Origin of the sequence: Adhaeribacter swui (genome assembly GCF_014217805.1) — a bacterium.
GTDB classification, from domain to species: domain Bacteria; phylum Bacteroidota; class Bacteroidia; order Cytophagales; family Hymenobacteraceae; genus Adhaeribacter; species Adhaeribacter swui.
Genome location: NZ_CP055156.1, coordinates 1,568,949 through 1,584,743, shown reverse-complemented (window position 1 = coordinate 1,584,743; position 15,795 = coordinate 1,568,949). Strand labels below are relative to the sequence as shown.

16 protein-coding genes are annotated in these 15,795 nt (G+C 44.7%); 7 read left to right on the top strand and 9 right to left on the bottom strand.

Translation table 11 applies throughout. The annotated features are described in order from the left end of the window. Positions 1–10 precede the first annotated feature (10 nt). The 4 genes from HUW51_RS07325 to HUW51_RS07310 all read right to left on the bottom strand — a co-directional run bounded on the left by HUW51_RS07325 (position 11) and on the right by HUW51_RS07310 (position 5,337). Positions 11–2,572, bottom strand: coding sequence for a DUF3857 domain-containing protein (locus HUW51_RS07325; RefSeq protein ID WP_185273322.1), 2,562 nt, complete (start codon positions 2,570–2,572; stop codon positions 11–13). 123 nt (positions 2,573–2,695) lie between these two features. Next, on the bottom strand, positions 2,696–2,926 hold the full coding sequence (locus HUW51_RS07320; protein ID WP_185273321.1) for a hypothetical protein: 231 nt from the start codon (positions 2,924–2,926) through the stop codon (positions 2,696–2,698). 357 nt (positions 2,927–3,283) lie between these two features. Further along, positions 3,284–4,006, bottom strand: coding sequence for a TonB family protein (locus HUW51_RS07315; protein WP_185273320.1), 723 nt, complete (start codon positions 4,004–4,006; stop codon positions 3,284–3,286). A gap of 29 nt (positions 4,007–4,035) precedes the next feature. Continuing rightward, a complete protein-coding gene (locus HUW51_RS07310) occupies positions 4,036–5,337 on the bottom strand; it encodes a Gfo/Idh/MocA family protein (protein WP_185273319.1) in 1,302 nt (433 codons plus the stop codon). 222 nt (positions 5,338–5,559) lie between these two features. Here HUW51_RS07310 and HUW51_RS07305 point away from each other — a divergent pair, with 222 nt between their 5' ends. From HUW51_RS07305 to HUW51_RS07285, 5 genes are all read left to right on the top strand, one after another. Further along, positions 5,560–6,279 carry a DUF547 domain-containing protein gene (locus tag HUW51_RS07305; RefSeq protein ID WP_185273318.1) on the top strand — a complete coding sequence of 240 codons (720 nt, stop codon included), beginning with the start codon at positions 5,560–5,562 and terminating at the stop codon, positions 6,277–6,279. Positions 6,280–6,345: 66 nt separating this feature from the next. After that, on the top strand, positions 6,346–6,951 hold the full coding sequence (locus HUW51_RS07300; RefSeq protein ID WP_185273317.1) for a thioredoxin family protein: 606 nt from the start codon (positions 6,346–6,348) through the stop codon (positions 6,949–6,951). 108 nt (positions 6,952–7,059) lie between these two features. Then, on the top strand, positions 7,060–8,388 hold the full coding sequence (locus HUW51_RS07295) for an NAD(P)/FAD-dependent oxidoreductase (RefSeq protein ID WP_185273316.1): 1,329 nt from the start codon (positions 7,060–7,062) through the stop codon (positions 8,386–8,388). 123 nt (positions 8,389–8,511) lie between these two features. Then, positions 8,512–9,441, top strand: coding sequence for a sugar phosphate isomerase/epimerase family protein (locus tag HUW51_RS07290; RefSeq protein WP_185273315.1), 930 nt, complete (start codon positions 8,512–8,514; stop codon positions 9,439–9,441). 416 nt (positions 9,442–9,857) lie between these two features. Next, positions 9,858–10,058, top strand: a complete 201-nt coding sequence (locus HUW51_RS07285; protein ID WP_228466962.1) for a hypothetical protein — start codon at positions 9,858–9,860, stop codon at positions 10,056–10,058. 175 nt (positions 10,059–10,233) lie between these two features. Here HUW51_RS07285 and HUW51_RS07280 read toward each other — a convergent pair whose 3' ends face one another. From HUW51_RS07280 to HUW51_RS07270, 3 genes are all read right to left on the bottom strand, one after another. Further along, the gene (locus HUW51_RS07280) at positions 10,234–10,485 is read right to left on the bottom strand and encodes a hypothetical protein (protein WP_228466961.1); all 252 of its coding nucleotides are present in this window, start codon (positions 10,483–10,485) and stop codon (positions 10,234–10,236) included. Positions 10,486–10,648: 163 nt separating this feature from the next. Beyond that, a complete protein-coding gene (locus HUW51_RS07275; protein WP_185273313.1) occupies positions 10,649–12,046 on the bottom strand; it encodes a M16 family metallopeptidase in 1,398 nt (465 codons plus the stop codon). Between the two features lie 12 nt (positions 12,047–12,058). Next, a complete protein-coding gene (locus HUW51_RS07270) occupies positions 12,059–13,513 on the bottom strand; it encodes a M16 family metallopeptidase (protein WP_185273312.1) in 1,455 nt (484 codons plus the stop codon). A 209-nt stretch (positions 13,514–13,722) separates the two neighbouring features. Here HUW51_RS07270 and HUW51_RS07265 point away from each other — a divergent pair, with 209 nt between their 5' ends. Further along, positions 13,723–13,920, top strand: a complete 198-nt coding sequence (locus HUW51_RS07265; protein ID WP_185273311.1) for a hypothetical protein — start codon at positions 13,723–13,725, stop codon at positions 13,918–13,920. Positions 13,921–14,102: 182 nt separating this feature from the next. On the opposite strand, the gene HUW51_RS07260 is transcribed toward HUW51_RS07265, so the two are convergent. Beyond that, positions 14,103–14,441 (bottom strand): hypothetical protein, encoded by a 339-nt coding sequence (locus HUW51_RS07260; RefSeq protein WP_185273310.1) that lies wholly within the window; start codon positions 14,439–14,441, stop codon positions 14,103–14,105. Positions 14,442–14,458: 17 nt separating this feature from the next. Further along, on the bottom strand, positions 14,459–14,911 hold the full coding sequence (locus HUW51_RS07255) for a Panacea domain-containing protein (RefSeq protein ID WP_228466960.1): 453 nt from the start codon (positions 14,909–14,911) through the stop codon (positions 14,459–14,461). A 265-nt stretch (positions 14,912–15,176) separates the two neighbouring features. Between HUW51_RS07255 and HUW51_RS07250 the strand changes: the two genes are divergently transcribed. Next, on the top strand, positions 15,177–15,761 hold the full coding sequence (locus HUW51_RS07250; RefSeq protein ID WP_185273308.1) for a Crp/Fnr family transcriptional regulator: 585 nt from the start codon (positions 15,177–15,179) through the stop codon (positions 15,759–15,761). Positions 15,762–15,795: the final 34 nt, after the last annotated feature.

The window sequence follows — 15,795 nt, the reverse complement described above, 5'->3', positions numbered from 1 at the left end:
ATTAAATTTATTAAGCGTTTATTAAGGATCTTTCTTCTTCCGAAGTTTGCTCGGGCGCTACCACTTCTATTTCGGGTTGAGGTAGTCTTTTCGTGAATGTAGATTGTACGCGGTTAGATTTGATAAAATAAGGAATCCAAATCGCGGCAGCAATCATGGCTTGGAAGATTTGCTTAAAATCCGCTTCCGCTAGCTTTAACATCACCGCAAAGGCATTGTCAAAAAAGATAAACAGGAAGTTAAATGTATAAAAAACAATGAGCAGACGAGGTACACTGGTGCGCCGCTGATGAAATAACCAAAGAATTAAAATGGTATACACTATTAAAGCAACATTGCCAGCTAATTCAAAAAGTACAAGCAAGGCCTGGATCGGACTATAACTTTCGGAAGAAGCATCTGTAAGCATGGTCCATATAGCTATATTAAAAAAGTTACTGAATAAGGAAATGGCTATGAGTAATGGACTCAGGCATAAACCTACCCGAACCAAATTTAACCAGCCCCCAATAGTAGTTTCGTAATAGTCCGGCTCGGGTAATTCAGGATCGTAAGCGTATAATTTATAAGCTCCGTATGCCGAAGCAGCTAAAAATATAATAGCCAAACCTACCATTATTGGGCTAATTGGCGCACTAGTAGAAATCGGAGCTGCATGTAACGGTTTAGAAATCTCGAAACCTAACTGATCTAGAATTTGCTTTTGTTTTTTCAGATAAGAGCCGGCTTCGGCTACCGGTACGTGGTCGCGCAGGGTTTTATAAGAATAATTTAAGATAATCGAGTTGCTTTTTGCTTTGTAGGCTATATCGTATTGAAACCGAAAAGATTTATCCTCGATAACTTTGGTTTCAGTATCTATGGACCAAGGCTCGGGCAGGAGCAGGGTAATCGTTTGTTCAAAATCCGTGGGATAAGATAAGCTGATAGGCATTTTACGAATAACGGTACCTGGCTTGCTTAACCGATCGCGGAGCATTTGTGGGTAAAAGTAAGCCGTTATTAAGCTATCCTGTTTTTGCTGGGTTTTGGTCCAGAAATCCGCGATGGTATATTCTTCGAGCGTGGTTAATATGTTCTTGTCCGGGTTATCCAGGTAATCCAGGTCGCGGGAAACAATGATGTTGGGGTAAGTATTCGCGTAAAAATTTAAATAACTTTTTTCTGTTTCTTTTAAATTGCTCGTAGCCAACCGTTGCCGCATATTGTCGGCCTCTGGGCCATAATAATAGGTTTTTACCTCTAATTTTACCGGGCCGCCCACATTATCAAAAATAAAATTTTCGGCTACGCTTACTTTAGCTGTTTGGGGTGTTTGCATTTTTACAAAGGCTCCGCCGCCATCTTTTAAAACAAAAGCCATTTTGTAATTAGGCGTGGCAATGTTGTTGTACTGGCCGCGTTGCATGCTTATCGTCGGGTCAATCCAGATTTGTTTGCCCAGCAACTCTACCAGTACAATGCAGTGGTTAAAAGCATACGCCGATGGCAACCAATTCGGAATTTGATCCTGGTAATCGGTGTGCACTAAAGCCGGATAAGCTTTAATGTTCATGGCCTGCAGCATTTGGCTTAATAGCAACGACTTATCTTTGCAATCGCCGAAGCGTTGTTTGTAAGTTTGCGCCGGTGCGTGGGGCTGATACCCGCTTATTCCGTTTTCGAGGCCTAAGTACCGTACTTTATCTTGCACAAAGCGCACGGTAGCCGTTAATCGCTGGCCGGCATCGCCCGAAATATTTTTAATCGAATCAATTTCTTGTTCCAGTTCTTTGCCTAAGCCTGTTACTTCGTAAAGTGCTGCGGCCCAGTTCCCAAATTGTTGCCAGTTACTAAACTCCGAAAGGCTTACCCACGGATAAGGATCGTACCAGGACGGAATATCTGAATCGACGGGAAAGCCGGGCAGGTTTTTTAAATGCCAGGTATAGGATTGTTGCTGGTTATTTAAAGTTACCGTTGGCTGCTCTTTGGTATTAAATAGTTTGAAATTGATTTTTCGGTTGGGCGTGGTATTTACCCGCACGTAAATTTCATCCAGCGGGTCGTAGTTTTGAAGACCAAAGCTGTTAAAAAATTTATTTTTAAAAATTGGGTTCCAGCCGGTAATAGAATAAGAAAATTCTACAATATCGTTTAATCGTACGTCGTCCAGGATAGCAATGGCCGAAAGCTGTTCGTTATAAATGTGTTTGTCCAGTTCTTTTTCTACCTGGCTTTGCTTAAATTTTACGGTGGCAAGTTTATCAATTAGTTTGCCGTTGCGCCAAAGCCGGATGGCGTGAAAATTTACTTTTTCATAATTGGGGTCATAAGTAACCTGCAACTCCGAAACCGCCTGTAATCCTTCTTCAGAAAAAACAACGTAACCGTTGTGGTGGTAAACGGTTTTACTTTCTACATCAAATTGGGTATCGCGAAGTAAAATGTGGTATCCGCCCGACACATCTTTGGCCTTAACGGCAGTGGCAAGTTTTACGGGTATCGGCACTACCCAGCCGGGTGCTACGCTTACGGGTAATTTGGGAGCGGCGCTACCTGGGGTTGGCAGAAAAGTTAATGTAAAGAGCAAAAATGCCGCAATTAATTTGAGGCTGGAACCGCGGAAGAACATGCAATAAGTAAATGCTAAGTGGTTGATTCGTAATGTTATAAATGAGTGACTAGGAAACTGAAGAGGAGCGAAGCTGAATTTTTAATTTTTGTAAATCCTGGCTTTAATCCGGGCAACGTAAAACACCAGCACGTACGACCCAAAAAGATAAATCAAAAACAAGAAGAGTAATTTGCTCCAGAAAGCATCGGTTAAAATATAGCTCCAGCCCGGGGTAGGTGCCTGCGTTAGATCGAGTAGCGCGAGTACCAAGGAAGCCATTAAAACGGCAAAAGCATATCGAAACACCCGGGTTAATTTTTGGTTCAGCATAAAATTTAAGTGCGCTGCTAAATTATATTTATAATATATATTAATCAAAATATATTGTAAATAAGTTCAGGGCAATTAAAAAATATCAGAATTTTTAAATATTAGTTCAGAACGAACGGGTTTGTATTTGCTGGTTTGGGTGTAACTTATTGATTAATAATTGAAAGTATTAATCGAGTGGTTTGAAAGCTGAGGAGGAAAGAAGGGGCTGTATGTTGTTCGTAGCAGTAAGAGACCGTAACGCAATGAGGCGCGTTAAATATTACGTAGCAAAGAAAACGCTGGCAAAAAAATGATGGCTATAGTATGGGTGCCAAAATTACGTACCCCAGTTTTTAAATTTTTTAAAAATTTAAATTATTTGCAGGCATTTACTAATGCTTCGGGTAACGATTGCCCTAAGTTTACGATTCTTTGCCAATCGGCGCAGGCACCAGCTACATCTTTCAGTTTGTATTTAACAATGCCGCGGTTCTGTAGGGCCGGTATGTGGTCGGGTTTTATGTTCAGGGCTTTGTCGAAAGCAGCGATTGCTTCTTCTAATTTATCCTGTTCATACTTGTCGAGGCCTTGGTTGTAGTGAACGTTCGCTTGTTCGGCTTGCTCTATCAATTTTCGGGTGGCTTTATCTACTCGGGGCTGGGCGGGCGGACTAAGACTGGGCGTACTAATCTGGTTATTATTTTGGGAAGCAAAACGTACCGGAAAATAAACCCGGCAGGCTACGGCCTCGTTTTTAATTAACGCCGGTTTCCAGTTATTGGCACTCATTTTTATTACCCGCAAGGCTTCCTGATCTAAACCGTAGCCCGGATTACTGGCAACGCCTAAACTATCCATTTTGCCGTCTTTCCGGATAATAAAAGACAAGATAACAGTACCGGAAACGCCATTAAGAGAAGCGGTAACCGGATATCTGATATTGGAACCTAAAAATTGGTAAATACTCTCTGGCAACTTCCCGTACCGGGGTTGTACTTCTACTTCGGTGGCATTAAAAACCCGCTCCGGGTTTATTTGCTGGGCAGTTAACGAAAGCCAATTACTAAAGAAAAAAACCAGAAATGCTACTTGTTTCACGCTGCCAGAGAGCTAAAAATTTAAAAATTTTATACCATTGGGTATTTCCATTCGCCGCGGTACTCGCGGCTGAGCAGTTTGTTGGCCTCCGGGTCGTTCAAAATAACTTCTTTCTCGCCGTCCCAGATTACACTGCGACCTAGTTTCATAGATAGCATGCCCAACAAAGCCATAGTGGTAGAACGGTGCCCAATTTCGATGTCGCAGACCGAACGCTTTTTGGCTTTAATGGAAGCCAGGAAGTCAGCCCATAGTTCTTTAATGTTCTGGTCGTCGGGTTTATGCAGTTGCGGGTCCTGGTGAATGGGGGCTTTTTTGGAATCGGTGGGGTAAAAAGTCCAGCCTTTTTGCCAACCCATGTGAAACGTGCCTTCGGTTCCGTAAAAATAACAGCCCACGTTTTCGCCTTTTTCGGCGTTGTTGGCGGCAAATAAACGGTGTTCCCAGTTTACAGTAAAATCTTCGAACTCGTAAGTGGCAATCTGATGATCGGGCGCGTCGGTGTTATCTTTCCGGATGGCCCGGCCACCGGTAGAAAATACTTTCTTCGGATATTTTTCTTCGGTCCACCATAAAACCTGGTCGAGCCAGTGAATGCCCCAGTCGCCAAGCTGACCGTTGGCGTAGTCCAGAAACGACCGGAAGCCCCGCGGGTGAATGGCCGGATTATAGGGCCGCAACGGTGCCGGACCGCACCACATATCCCAATCCAGGGTTTTGGGCGCTTCGGCATCGGGTTTTACTTCGCCAGGGCCGCCGCCGTAATGCACAAAAGCCCGCACCATCCCAATCTTCCCGGCTTTGCCCGATTTTAAAAATTCCATGCCCGATACGTTGTGCGGCGACACGCGCCGGTGCGTACCCACCTGCACTACCCGGTCGGCATCGCGGGCGGCTTTTACCATGGCGCGGCCTTCGTAAATGGTATGGCTAATGGGCTTTTCGACGTACACGTGCGCGCCCTGCTGCACGGCCGCAATGGTAATAAGCGGGTGCCAATGGTCGGGCGTAGCAACAATTACAATTTCGGGTTTTTCTTTGCTCAGCAGCTCCCGGAAATCGCTGTATCTTTTAGGTTTATCCTGGGTAAGTTTTTGTACTTCGGCGTACGATTTATTTAATTGTTCCTGGTCTACGTCGCACATAGCCACCAACTTGCTTTCGCCGGCCGCTAAAGCTTCGCGCAGAATATTGGTGCCCCACCAGCCGGCCCCAATCAGAGCGGTGCGGTATGGCCGCGTTTTACCAGCCACCGAAATAGCCGGCAACGTATAAGCCGAAAAAGCCAGACTGGCCGCAGCTGATGTTTTTATAAAATGACGACGATCCATAGTTTTTTTAAATTTTGTGCTGATTTTAAATCTGAGTAAAAACCGGTTGCGCCAGACAAACCAAAACAGGCAAAATTCTTACTTCATTGCATTGATGGCTAGCGCGGGCTTCTTCAAATCTAGGTTGTCCGGGTTAGAAATCAAAATCTAAGTTGACTTCCTGCTGCTTATTATTTTGGATTTATTTCTTAGCTTCAACTATTATTTCGTTTTGCCTTACTCATGACTAAAGTTGCGCTGTTTATTTTCCTGCTTTTTACCAGCCTAAACACTTTCGCCCAAAATACCTTACCCGCTTTTACCACCGAAGCCAATGCTTTTTTTAAAAAATTTGTAACGGATGGCAAAGTGGCATACGCCGCCGTAAAGAAAGACGCTAAAAGTATTCAGGCATTAACCAGCAAAATCGGCAGCATGAACCTGGCCGAGGCGCCGGACAACAGTAAAAAAGCTTTTTATATAAACGCGTATAATTTGCTCGTAATCAAGGCAGTTACGGATTTGTATCCCTTGCAAACCGTAATGGCGAAACCTGGCTTTTTCGATAAAACGCTGCACCAGGTAGCCGGCGAACAACTAACCTTAAATGATTTAGAAAAGAAAAAACTGCTGGAGCCTTACCGCGATGCCCGCCTGCATTTTGTTTTGGTGTGTGCTGCTGTGAGTTGCCCGAACTTAGCAAGTTTTGCTTATACGCCCGAGCAAATAAACACGCAATTGGATAACCGCACCAAACTGGCCTTAAACAATCCGGCCTTTATCCGGGTTAATACCTCTAAGCAGCAAGTGTTAATTTCTAAAATTTTTGATTGGTATAAATCTGATTTTTTAAAAAATACCCCAACAGCCTTAGCCTATATCAATACTTACCGGCAGAACAAAATACCCGAAACTTACCAGTTGGGCTATTACGAGTACGACTGGAATTTAAACAAAAAGTAACTCTCAGAATAAAGCTTAATGGCCCCAATACTTATTTGTTGTTCACCCAGAATCTTGATTATAAAAATGCAATTCAGTCAAATAAACCAGATCCAGCAAACATTTTCTTACCCAGAATACGAAGCCTTAATAGACCAATTGCTGGCTGAAGATAAAACCACTGGACCCGACCAGAATCCGAAAATGGTGCAGTATACCCAAATGAACCAGGTCCGGATGACCCGGATTGCCCGCACCACGGCGCTGCTGCCCGAAGTGCAGGAAGCCTTAGCCCAACTTACCCGGTCGTTGCAATGGGTGGTTTTAACCGAAGCCTGGTGCGGCGATGCGGCGCAAAACGTACCGGTATTGCATAAAATTGCGGAGGCATCTAATGGCAAGATTTCGTTAAAACTACTCCTACGCGACGAAAACCTGGATTTAATGGACCAGTACTTAACCAATGGCACACGTTCCATTCCCAAGTTAATTTGCTTTGATGCTACTACCGGGCAGGAACTAGGAACCTGGGGACCACGGCCGGCGGCGGCGCAAGAGCTGTACCATGCGTATAAAGCCAACCCGGTGGGTACCAAAAAAGAATTTATCCAGAATGTGCAGTTGTGGTACGGCCGCGACCGAACCTACTCCATGCAGCAGGAAATGGTGCAACTGCTGAAAAGCTGGCAATAAAACGTATTTTTTAAAAAATCATTTTCCAGACAGCATAGCCGGAACAATCTACTTGTGCTGATCTAATAAAAAGTAAAAAGAGCTATTTGTAACCTGGTTTTGCCGCGCATGAAAAAAATTGTAATAATTGGAAATGGCATTGCCGGCGTTACCCTGGCCCAGCACGTGCGGCGCCTGAGCAATCATCAATTATTAATAATTTCCGCAGAAACCGATTATTTTATTTCGCGCACTGCCTTAATGTACGTGTACATGGGCCATTTGCGCGCTGACCAATTAAAGCCCTTGGAAGATTGGTACTGGCCCGAAAACCAGATTGAACTTAAGCGCGACTATGTAACCCAGGTAAATCCCTCTCAGAAACTACTGCAACTGCAATCCGGCGAAACCGTGGTGTACGATATTCTGGTAATTGCCTCGGGCTCTAAATCCAACACTTTCAACTGGCCGGGTCAGGAACTAGCGGGTGTGCAGGGTTTATACTCGTGGCAGGATTTAGAAACCATGGAGGCCGCTACGCCGCGAATAAAACGGGCCGTTATTGTGGGTGGGGGCTTAATCGGGATAGAACTAGCCGAAATGTTTTTGTCGAGGTGCATACCGGTTACGTTTTTAGTGCGCGAAAAAAGTTTCTGGAACAGCGTTTTACCCGCCGAAGAATCCAAAATGGTTACCCGCCACATCCAGAGCCACCACGTTGATTTACGCCTGGAAACCGAACTTGCCGCGATTTTACCTAACGAAACCGGCCAGGTACGCGCCGTAGTTACCAAAAACAACGAAGAAATTGCTACGGAGTTTGTGGGCTTAGCCGTTGGCGTGCACCCTAATGTTGATTTTTTAAAAAATAGTGGCATTGCCCTGGATAGAGGCGTTTTGGTAAACGAGTATTTTGAAACCAACGTGCCCGATGTATACGCCATTGGCGATTGTGCGCAATACCAAAACCCACCCGTAGGCCGGAAGCCCGTGGAGCCGCTTTGGTACGCCGGTCGGCAGCACGGCGAAGCTTTAGCGCATAATCTTTGCGGCCAGAAAACCGCTTACAAACCGGGCGTATGGTTTAACTCGGCTAAGTTTTTCGATATCGAGTACCAGGTTTACGGCGAGGTAAATAAACAGCCCCAACCCGACGAAGAGCATCTTTACTGGGAACATCCCAATGGTAAAAAGTCCATCCGGATATGTTTTGATAAGGCCAGTAACCGGGTAAAAGGATTTAATTTAATGGGCATTCGGTACCGCCACGATGTTTGTGCCCATTGGATCGAAAATAACACGCCTATTCAGGAAGTATTAAAAAATCTCCGCGAAGCAAACTTCGATCCGGAGTTTTTTAAACGCTACGAGCCCGAGTTGCTGCGGCAATACAATCAGTTACATCCTTCAGCGCCGGTAACAGCCAGCAAGGCTAAAAAGCTGTTTGGTTTCTGGTGAAATTTTAAAATTTTGCTGTTAAGATAAGTTCTTCACAAAGCTTTCGGGGAGATAGAAACTGGGCGGGTAATTTTATTTCTGCCCGGAGTTCTTGTATATTACCCCCGCAAAAAAACAAACTACATGAAAAACTTTCTCTTAACTACGTTGGCCGTTTGTTGTTTAACGGTATCGTGTAACACCAAAAACAACAGCGATTCCACCGCAACTTCTACTACTACCGCCGACTCAACCACTATTGCTTTGGGTACTGCAGATTCTACGGGCGCTACTCAGGGTCAGAATCCGGAAGAAGCCTTGGGCTGGAAATTAGGCGCTCAGGCCTATACCTTTAACCGCTTTACCTTTGCCGAAGCCGTTGATAAAATTAAAAGCTGCGGTTTAAGCTACGTCGAAGCATTTCCGGGCCAAACCATTGGCGGCGGCATTGAAGGTAAAATGGAGCCCAAAATGCCCGCTGAAAAACGGCAGCAAATTTTAAAAATGTTGCAGGACAAAGGCGTAAAAATGGTATCGTTTGGCGTTACTGGCGCTAAAGACGAAGCTGGCTGGCGGGAACTGTTTCAGTTCGCCAAAGACATGGGCCTGGAAAATATTACCATGGAACCCGAGCCGGAGTTTATTCCGGTAGTTTCTAAATTATGCGACGAATTCGGCATTAACGCCGCTTTACATAATCACCCAAAACCTTCCCGCTACTGGGACCCCAACGTGGTTATTGCGGCCATGAAAGGCCAGAGCAAACGCCTTGGCTCTTGCGCTGATATTGGGCATTGGGTGCGTTCGGGCTTAGACCCAGTAGAATGCTTGAAAAAACTGGAAGGCCACGTAGTGCAACTGCACTTTAAAGACTTAAACGAAAAAAGCAAAGACGCCCACGACGTGCATTGGGGTACCGGTGTATCGAACGTAGATGGCGTATTAGCCGAATTAAAACGCCAGAACTTTAAAGGCTTGTTCTCCGCGGAATACGAATATAACTGGGAAAACAACGTTCCGGACGTAACTGCCAGCGCGCAGTATTTTAGAGAAGCGGTTAACAAAATAAAATAAGTCTGTAATAGATTTATAGTCAAAAGGGCTCTTACTGAAGTAAGAGCCTTTTTTATTCAGGTTATTTTAATTTCTAATGCTAACAGTTTGCCACACACTAATTGGTAACAGAAATTTTATTAAAACCCACAAGTAAATAAGCTGCTCATAATGCCAGTGGTAAGTCGTAGATTGTTGCTATTGGTGATAAAAATAATACAAAAATAATGCAAAAATAATGCAAAAATAATGCAAAAATAATGCAAAAATAAAATGTGTTATTCTTAAATAGTATGCAAGCAAACTATTTATTTAATAGGTACTTAGCTGTAAATTCATTTTTTTAAAAAATTAGAAATACATCGAAAAATACACAACCTTTCTGTTGTGATGGAGTAAAGAAGTTTTCCCTCTAAATTTTAACCTTAATTATGTTTATGAAAAGCTTCTATGATTACGACGTAGACAATCCGGCGGAACGCCAGGAACGCTACAACACTTATCCCGAGTTATCCCGTTTTCACATGGCCTTACAAGACGAATTAACCGATGAAGAATACCAGGGGTATTTTGAATCTGAGAAACAATTAGTTAAACCAACCCCCTCCGTAAACACCACCCAAACCCGATGGATTTAGATTTTAGTAGCACTACCAATTTGTAAAAGGGTAAACGGCATTGGCAGTTTACCTTTTTTTATGCCTTTTTACTCCACTGTCCACAGACGACAGGCTATAGTAGTAACAATTAAATTACCGATAAGTATTGGTACTACCGTTGATGAATGATAAGCTTACAGTTGGGCGTTTTTCTTTACTCTTCCCGGAAGTAAGGGTGCGCATAACCCAAAGCAGTAGCTTCTTCTATTATCTCGTAGGTGTCCAACATATGGGTTTCGTTGCCGGAATTGGTGCCTTTTACATACACATTGTCGGGGGTGCGGTAAATGGCGTAGTTGTGCCGGCCAAACGGAAATAAATTATTGCTGCGCATTTCTTTGGCTTTGGTTAAATCTACGGTTTCGTTATTCGCCGTAGTTATTAAAAATAAATGCTTGTTCTCCATAATTTAAGCAGCTCTGTTAAATACTACAACTGCTATACGGCAAAATAAAGAAAGGCCGGTATACAAACCAGCCTTTCCGGGTAAATAAAATCTTCTCGTTTTGCCAAAAATTTAAAAAATAAGGTTTAAAGCTGCTTACATAACCCGTAATATTACCTGTTCCTCACAGCGCTTTCTTCTTGGTTTCGGCCTGAAACTTCTTGATTTGCGGGGTAATAACTTTTTTATCTCCTACTACCACAATGGTCATATCTTCGGGGCGGATGTATTTTTTTGCCAGGTCTTTTACTTCCTGGGGCGTTACCCCATGAATGGCTTGTACCTGGTTGGTTAAATAGGTATCGGGGAGGCCGTGTAAATCTAAAAAGTTAAGTTGGTTGATAATGCCTTCGGGTGTGGAGTTACGCAGCACAAACAAACCGGCTTCGTAGTTCTGAATACCTTTTAATTCTTCGGGGCTGGGCGCTTCTTTCTGCAAGCGTTCTATTTCGTTTACAATTTCTTTTAAGGAATTACCGGTGTGCTCGGTGGTTACGTCGGCTACTTCGCTCCAATCAGATACGCGGTAGCGGGGTGCTATTGTGCTGTGGGGAGAGTAGGTATAGCCTTTGTTTTCGCGAATGTTACTGGTGATCCGCGACCCGAACGAGCCGCCTAGCAAGGAGTTCATAACGCGCAGCTTGGTAAAATCCGGATGAGAGGCATCTATTACGGGCAAGCCAATAATTAAAGTAGATTGGGGCGCTCCTGGCCGGTCAAGTAACAACAAATCAGGCTTAGTTACGGGTTGAGCAATTTCGATGCGGGGTGGCGGGCCTTGCTGCCATTCGCTGAGTGCTGACGTAATGGCCTGGCGCATGGCGTTGGCCTCGAACTTACCGGCCACGTACACGCCGGTGCGTTGGGCGCCAAACTGCCGCTGGTAAAAATCCCGGACTTGTTCCGCGGTAAAAGCGTTTATCTGAGCATCGGTGGGTAAATCGCGGCCGTACGGGTGGCCTTTGTACAAAGCCATCCGGAACTTGGTATCGGCTTGGGTGCCGGGCTGCGAGCGGGCCAGGTTCATGTTGCGTTTAAAGTCGTTTTTAATCCGTTCCATCTCCGAATCCGGAAAAGCCGGGTGCTGCACCAGATCAGCGAGCAGTTTTACCAGTTCCGGACCGTATTCCGAGAGCACCGAGCCCGAAATGCTGGTTTGGTTAGACCCAACGCTCACGTTTACCGAACCGCCCATACGGGCCGCTTTTTCGGCAATTTGTTTGGCGTTTAAACTAGCGGTTCCTTCGCGCATGAGTTGGCCGGTAAGGTCGGCTAGCCCATTTTCATTTTCTTTTTCGTGCGCGTTGCCTACCTGCACAATAATACTCACGGTAACTTTGGGCAATGCGCCGTAAGGTACCAGGGTAGCTTGTAAGCCGTTGGGTAAAGTAAATTCCTGCTTGGCGGGTAAAGTAAAATTACGCGGTTCGCTGCCGGCTGGTGGGGTTTGTTTCTGCGCCAGAGCGGCGGTACTGCTTAAAGATAAAGCCGCCCCTAATGCGTATATATAAAGTAGTTTCATGATCAAAGATTTTTAACTTTTAGCTAAAGGATTAATCGTTAAAATGGTGCGGTTGGTGGGCCGCAGGTACTCGCGCAAAGTTTTCTGCATTAGTTCCGGGGTTACTTTCCGGAATTCCGCTTCCAGGGTATTAATGCGGGCCGGGTTGTTATCGAACAAAGCAAAACTGGCCAGCATATCGGCTTTCCCGAAACCGTACAGTTGGTTTATCTGGTCGTAGAAGCTGGAGCGCATTTTTACAATGGCTAAGTCCAGGAGAGCCTGATCGATGCCGTTAGTTTCTAATTTTTTAATTTCCCGGTCGAGTACCGCAATAATAGAATCGGCGGTAACGGTATTGTCGTGCACCAGGCTGCCATCCCAGAGCATGGGACCGTTGTAGTTAAACATATTGCCTAAACCGGAGTTAATGCCGCCGCTTACTTCGCCGGCGTAGCCGCGTTCCTGCACCAAAGCCTGGTACAAGCGGCTGTCGTTTCCCTGCAGCAAAATCTGGTCGAGTAGGCCCATGGCGTAGTACTCGGGGGTGTTGCGGTCGGGCATGTGGTAGGCAAAAGCCAGGGCGGGTTTGGTGGCCAGTTTATCATCTTTAGCGAAACGCTGTTCTTTTTCCTGGCGGGGTTCGGTTAAATCTACTTTGGGTGGTAACTCCGCCGATGGAATATTGCCGAAGTATTGCTTAATCCAGGCTTTGGCTTGTTCTGTATCAAAATCGCCGGTAACTACCAGGGCCGCGTTGTTGGGCGAGTAAAAAGTTTTAAAAAAGCTTTTTACATCGTCCAGATTAGCCGCATCCAGATCTTTTAAATCGCCGTAAAAGTTGTGTGCATTAAACCAGTTTTTGTTTGCGTATTGGGGCATGTCCAGCCAAGGAAAACCGCCGTACGGTTGGTTAAGCACGTTTACTTTTACTTCGTTTTTTACAACTTCCTGCTGATTCTTTAAATTTTCCTGGGTGATGTTTAAGCCCCGCATGCGGTCAGCTTCAGCCCACAGAATAGTTTCCAGTTTATTGGCCGGTACAATCTCGAAGTAATTGGTAAAATCGAAGCGGGTGGAGCCGTTGAGCACCCCGCCATTTTTCTGAATTAACTGAATAAACTCCATTTTACCCAGGTTCTGCGACCCCTGAAACATCATGTGTTCAAACAAGTGGGCAAAACCGGTGCGGTTCTTAGGTTCGTTCCGAAAACCAATGTTATAGTAAGCCGCAGTGGTAACAATAGGCGTGGTTTTATCTGGCGACAAAATAACGCGTAAGCCATTATCGAGGGTATAATATTCTACCGGCACCTGGTACGTTGCAATTTGGGGGCTGTTGGCGGCAGATTCAGCAGCAGGCAGAGTTGGGGTAGTGGCCGTGCTTACGGATTTAGGACTACAAGCGCCCAACGAAAAGGTAAGCCCCAAACCAAGAGCAGAATAAGCTAACCATAGCCTCTGCCGGGGTAGTAATTTAGCGAACATAGCTTAAGAAATTGTTTAAATTGTAAGAGTATAAAATACAGGTTGCGATAAAAAATTATTTTCGATGCTAATCGTTTATGAATAGCAGCCGATTTTAGTAAATAATCTTTTGTTTGTTTTGTGGGGTAAGTGGGGCAGCGTAGTTACCAGTAGTAACTGCTTAAAAGTAAATAACTCTCCGGAAAATAAATAGCTAAATTTAAAAATACATGAAAAATATTTTTACCCTGCTATTTTTGCTCTTGCTCCTAAGCCAATGCCAATCTGCCCCGGGCTCTAAGGATGAAACCCGGGCGGCTAAAACGCAGGCGTTGGTAGTTGTATCTACTATTCAGGAAAAAGTATACGACCAGCCCTCGGTAAAAGGCTTGGGCATTGCCTTGGTGCAACCCCAGGAAACGTTATAAGTTTTAGATACTACAGATTACTTTTTTATAAAATAAAACTGCGCCGTACCGCAGAAACAAAAGAAGGGTATATTTTAAAAGCGGCATTCACGGATAAACCGCACCTGATTGCTGCCGAAAGATTGCAGGTAAAGTAAGCCTTTGTTAAGGAAAGGTTTGCTAAAAGAGAAAAATTTAAAAAATTACTTGGTGGGCCACTGAAAATGACCGCGTAATACGATATACGATAAACCCAACACGTTTAAAGTAGTAGTAGCCAGCAATGAAGTAAGCACCGTATCACCGAGGCGGATGTACCGTTCGTTAAAAACTAAAATCAGCAGTACGGCTACCAGCCAACAGGTTACTACTACGGCAGTCCAAATGCCCAGCCACTTGCGGTGCGAGGTGTCTTCTCTGTAACGCTGGTTTTCGAAACGCCGGCGTTGGGCAGTTAAATCATCGGCATCAATATCCGGATCTGTTTCGGCTTTCGCCAAAAGGGTTCGGCGCGACTGGATAATATCTTCTAGATTTCGCAAGTTAAGGTGTAGCTCTTTTAAATTTCGATATTAGAAAAATACTCTTGAATGTACTCGTCCGGAATAGGATAATTCCAGGTAAAAGTAGCTTCTTTGGTGGCTTTATCCCAGGGGCTACCGGGCATGTGCGACCACTCCGATAATTGCGTGGCGCTAAATTTAGAATATTTATCTATAATGCGGTTCAGGGCTTCGGTAACTTCTTGGTCGGCGGCAATTTCTTTTAACGAAGGATCATCTACGTCGATTATTTTGCTGTAATTTACTTGTTTGCGGGTTTTCGGGAACACCGGCCCGTAAGGCCAGGCTTTGGGCGGTTCGTTAAATAATGGTTGGTTGTACCGGGCCAGAAAGTAGCCGTACGCTATAAATAAGAGCTTTTGTACCTTGGTTACATTCAGTACAATGCCTTTTTTATAAGCCAAAGCCAGCAAATAATTGGCCACCGTTACGCTATCGTAATTACGCATATCCATCTTGTTCTACTACAAATTTACACGAAATAAAAGCCGGAAGCAAACCGGTAAATACTTGTACCAGAACCGGGTAAATCTGTTATTCAGGTATTTGTTTTATCACCGAAATACACTGTTATAATTTACGAAAAATTTAAAAATTTGGGTTTTATCAAAGTTTAAGCCGATGGCCTTTTACCTAAAGCTGTGTTTTGCGGCGTATTTTTTAAATTACTAGGTTTTGGTAAGTTTAACAAACCGTAAAAATGTAGTACCCCAAATGAACCGTAGCGAACAAATCCGGCAAGTATTTGAGCAGTTGGTAGCGCTAAGTCCGAAGCAGTGGGCTCCGTTTGAACAGCACCTGGAAGAAGTAAAATTTAAAAAAAATGCGTTTTTGTGCCAGGCCGGGCAAGTAGAACAATACTTATACTTTCTGCATGCGGGCGCGGTGCGGGTGTACCACCAAACCGAACAACAAGAATTTACGCTTAACTTTCATTTTGCCCCCGAGTTTGTCAGCGCTTTTTCGTCGTTCCTGACGCAGTTGCCGTCGCGGGTGTATGTGCAGGGCCTGGAAAACGTGGAAGCTTCGCGCATTCACCGGTCGCATTTGTACCAGTCGTACGAGCAGCACCACACGGCCGAACGGCTGGGCCGTTTATTTACCGAAACCCTGTACGTGCACAAAACCAACCGCGAAATAGATTTGCTTTCGCTATCGGCCGAAGAGCAGTACCGGAACTTACTCCGCAAAAATCCGAAATTAGTCAGTACCATTTCGGTGAAACATTTAGCTTCTTACCTGGGCATTCAGCCCGAAAGTTTAAGCCGCATCCGGCAAAAGGTAAGCAGTATTTCCTAACATACATCATTTATTCCGGGTAGTACGGCCTTTA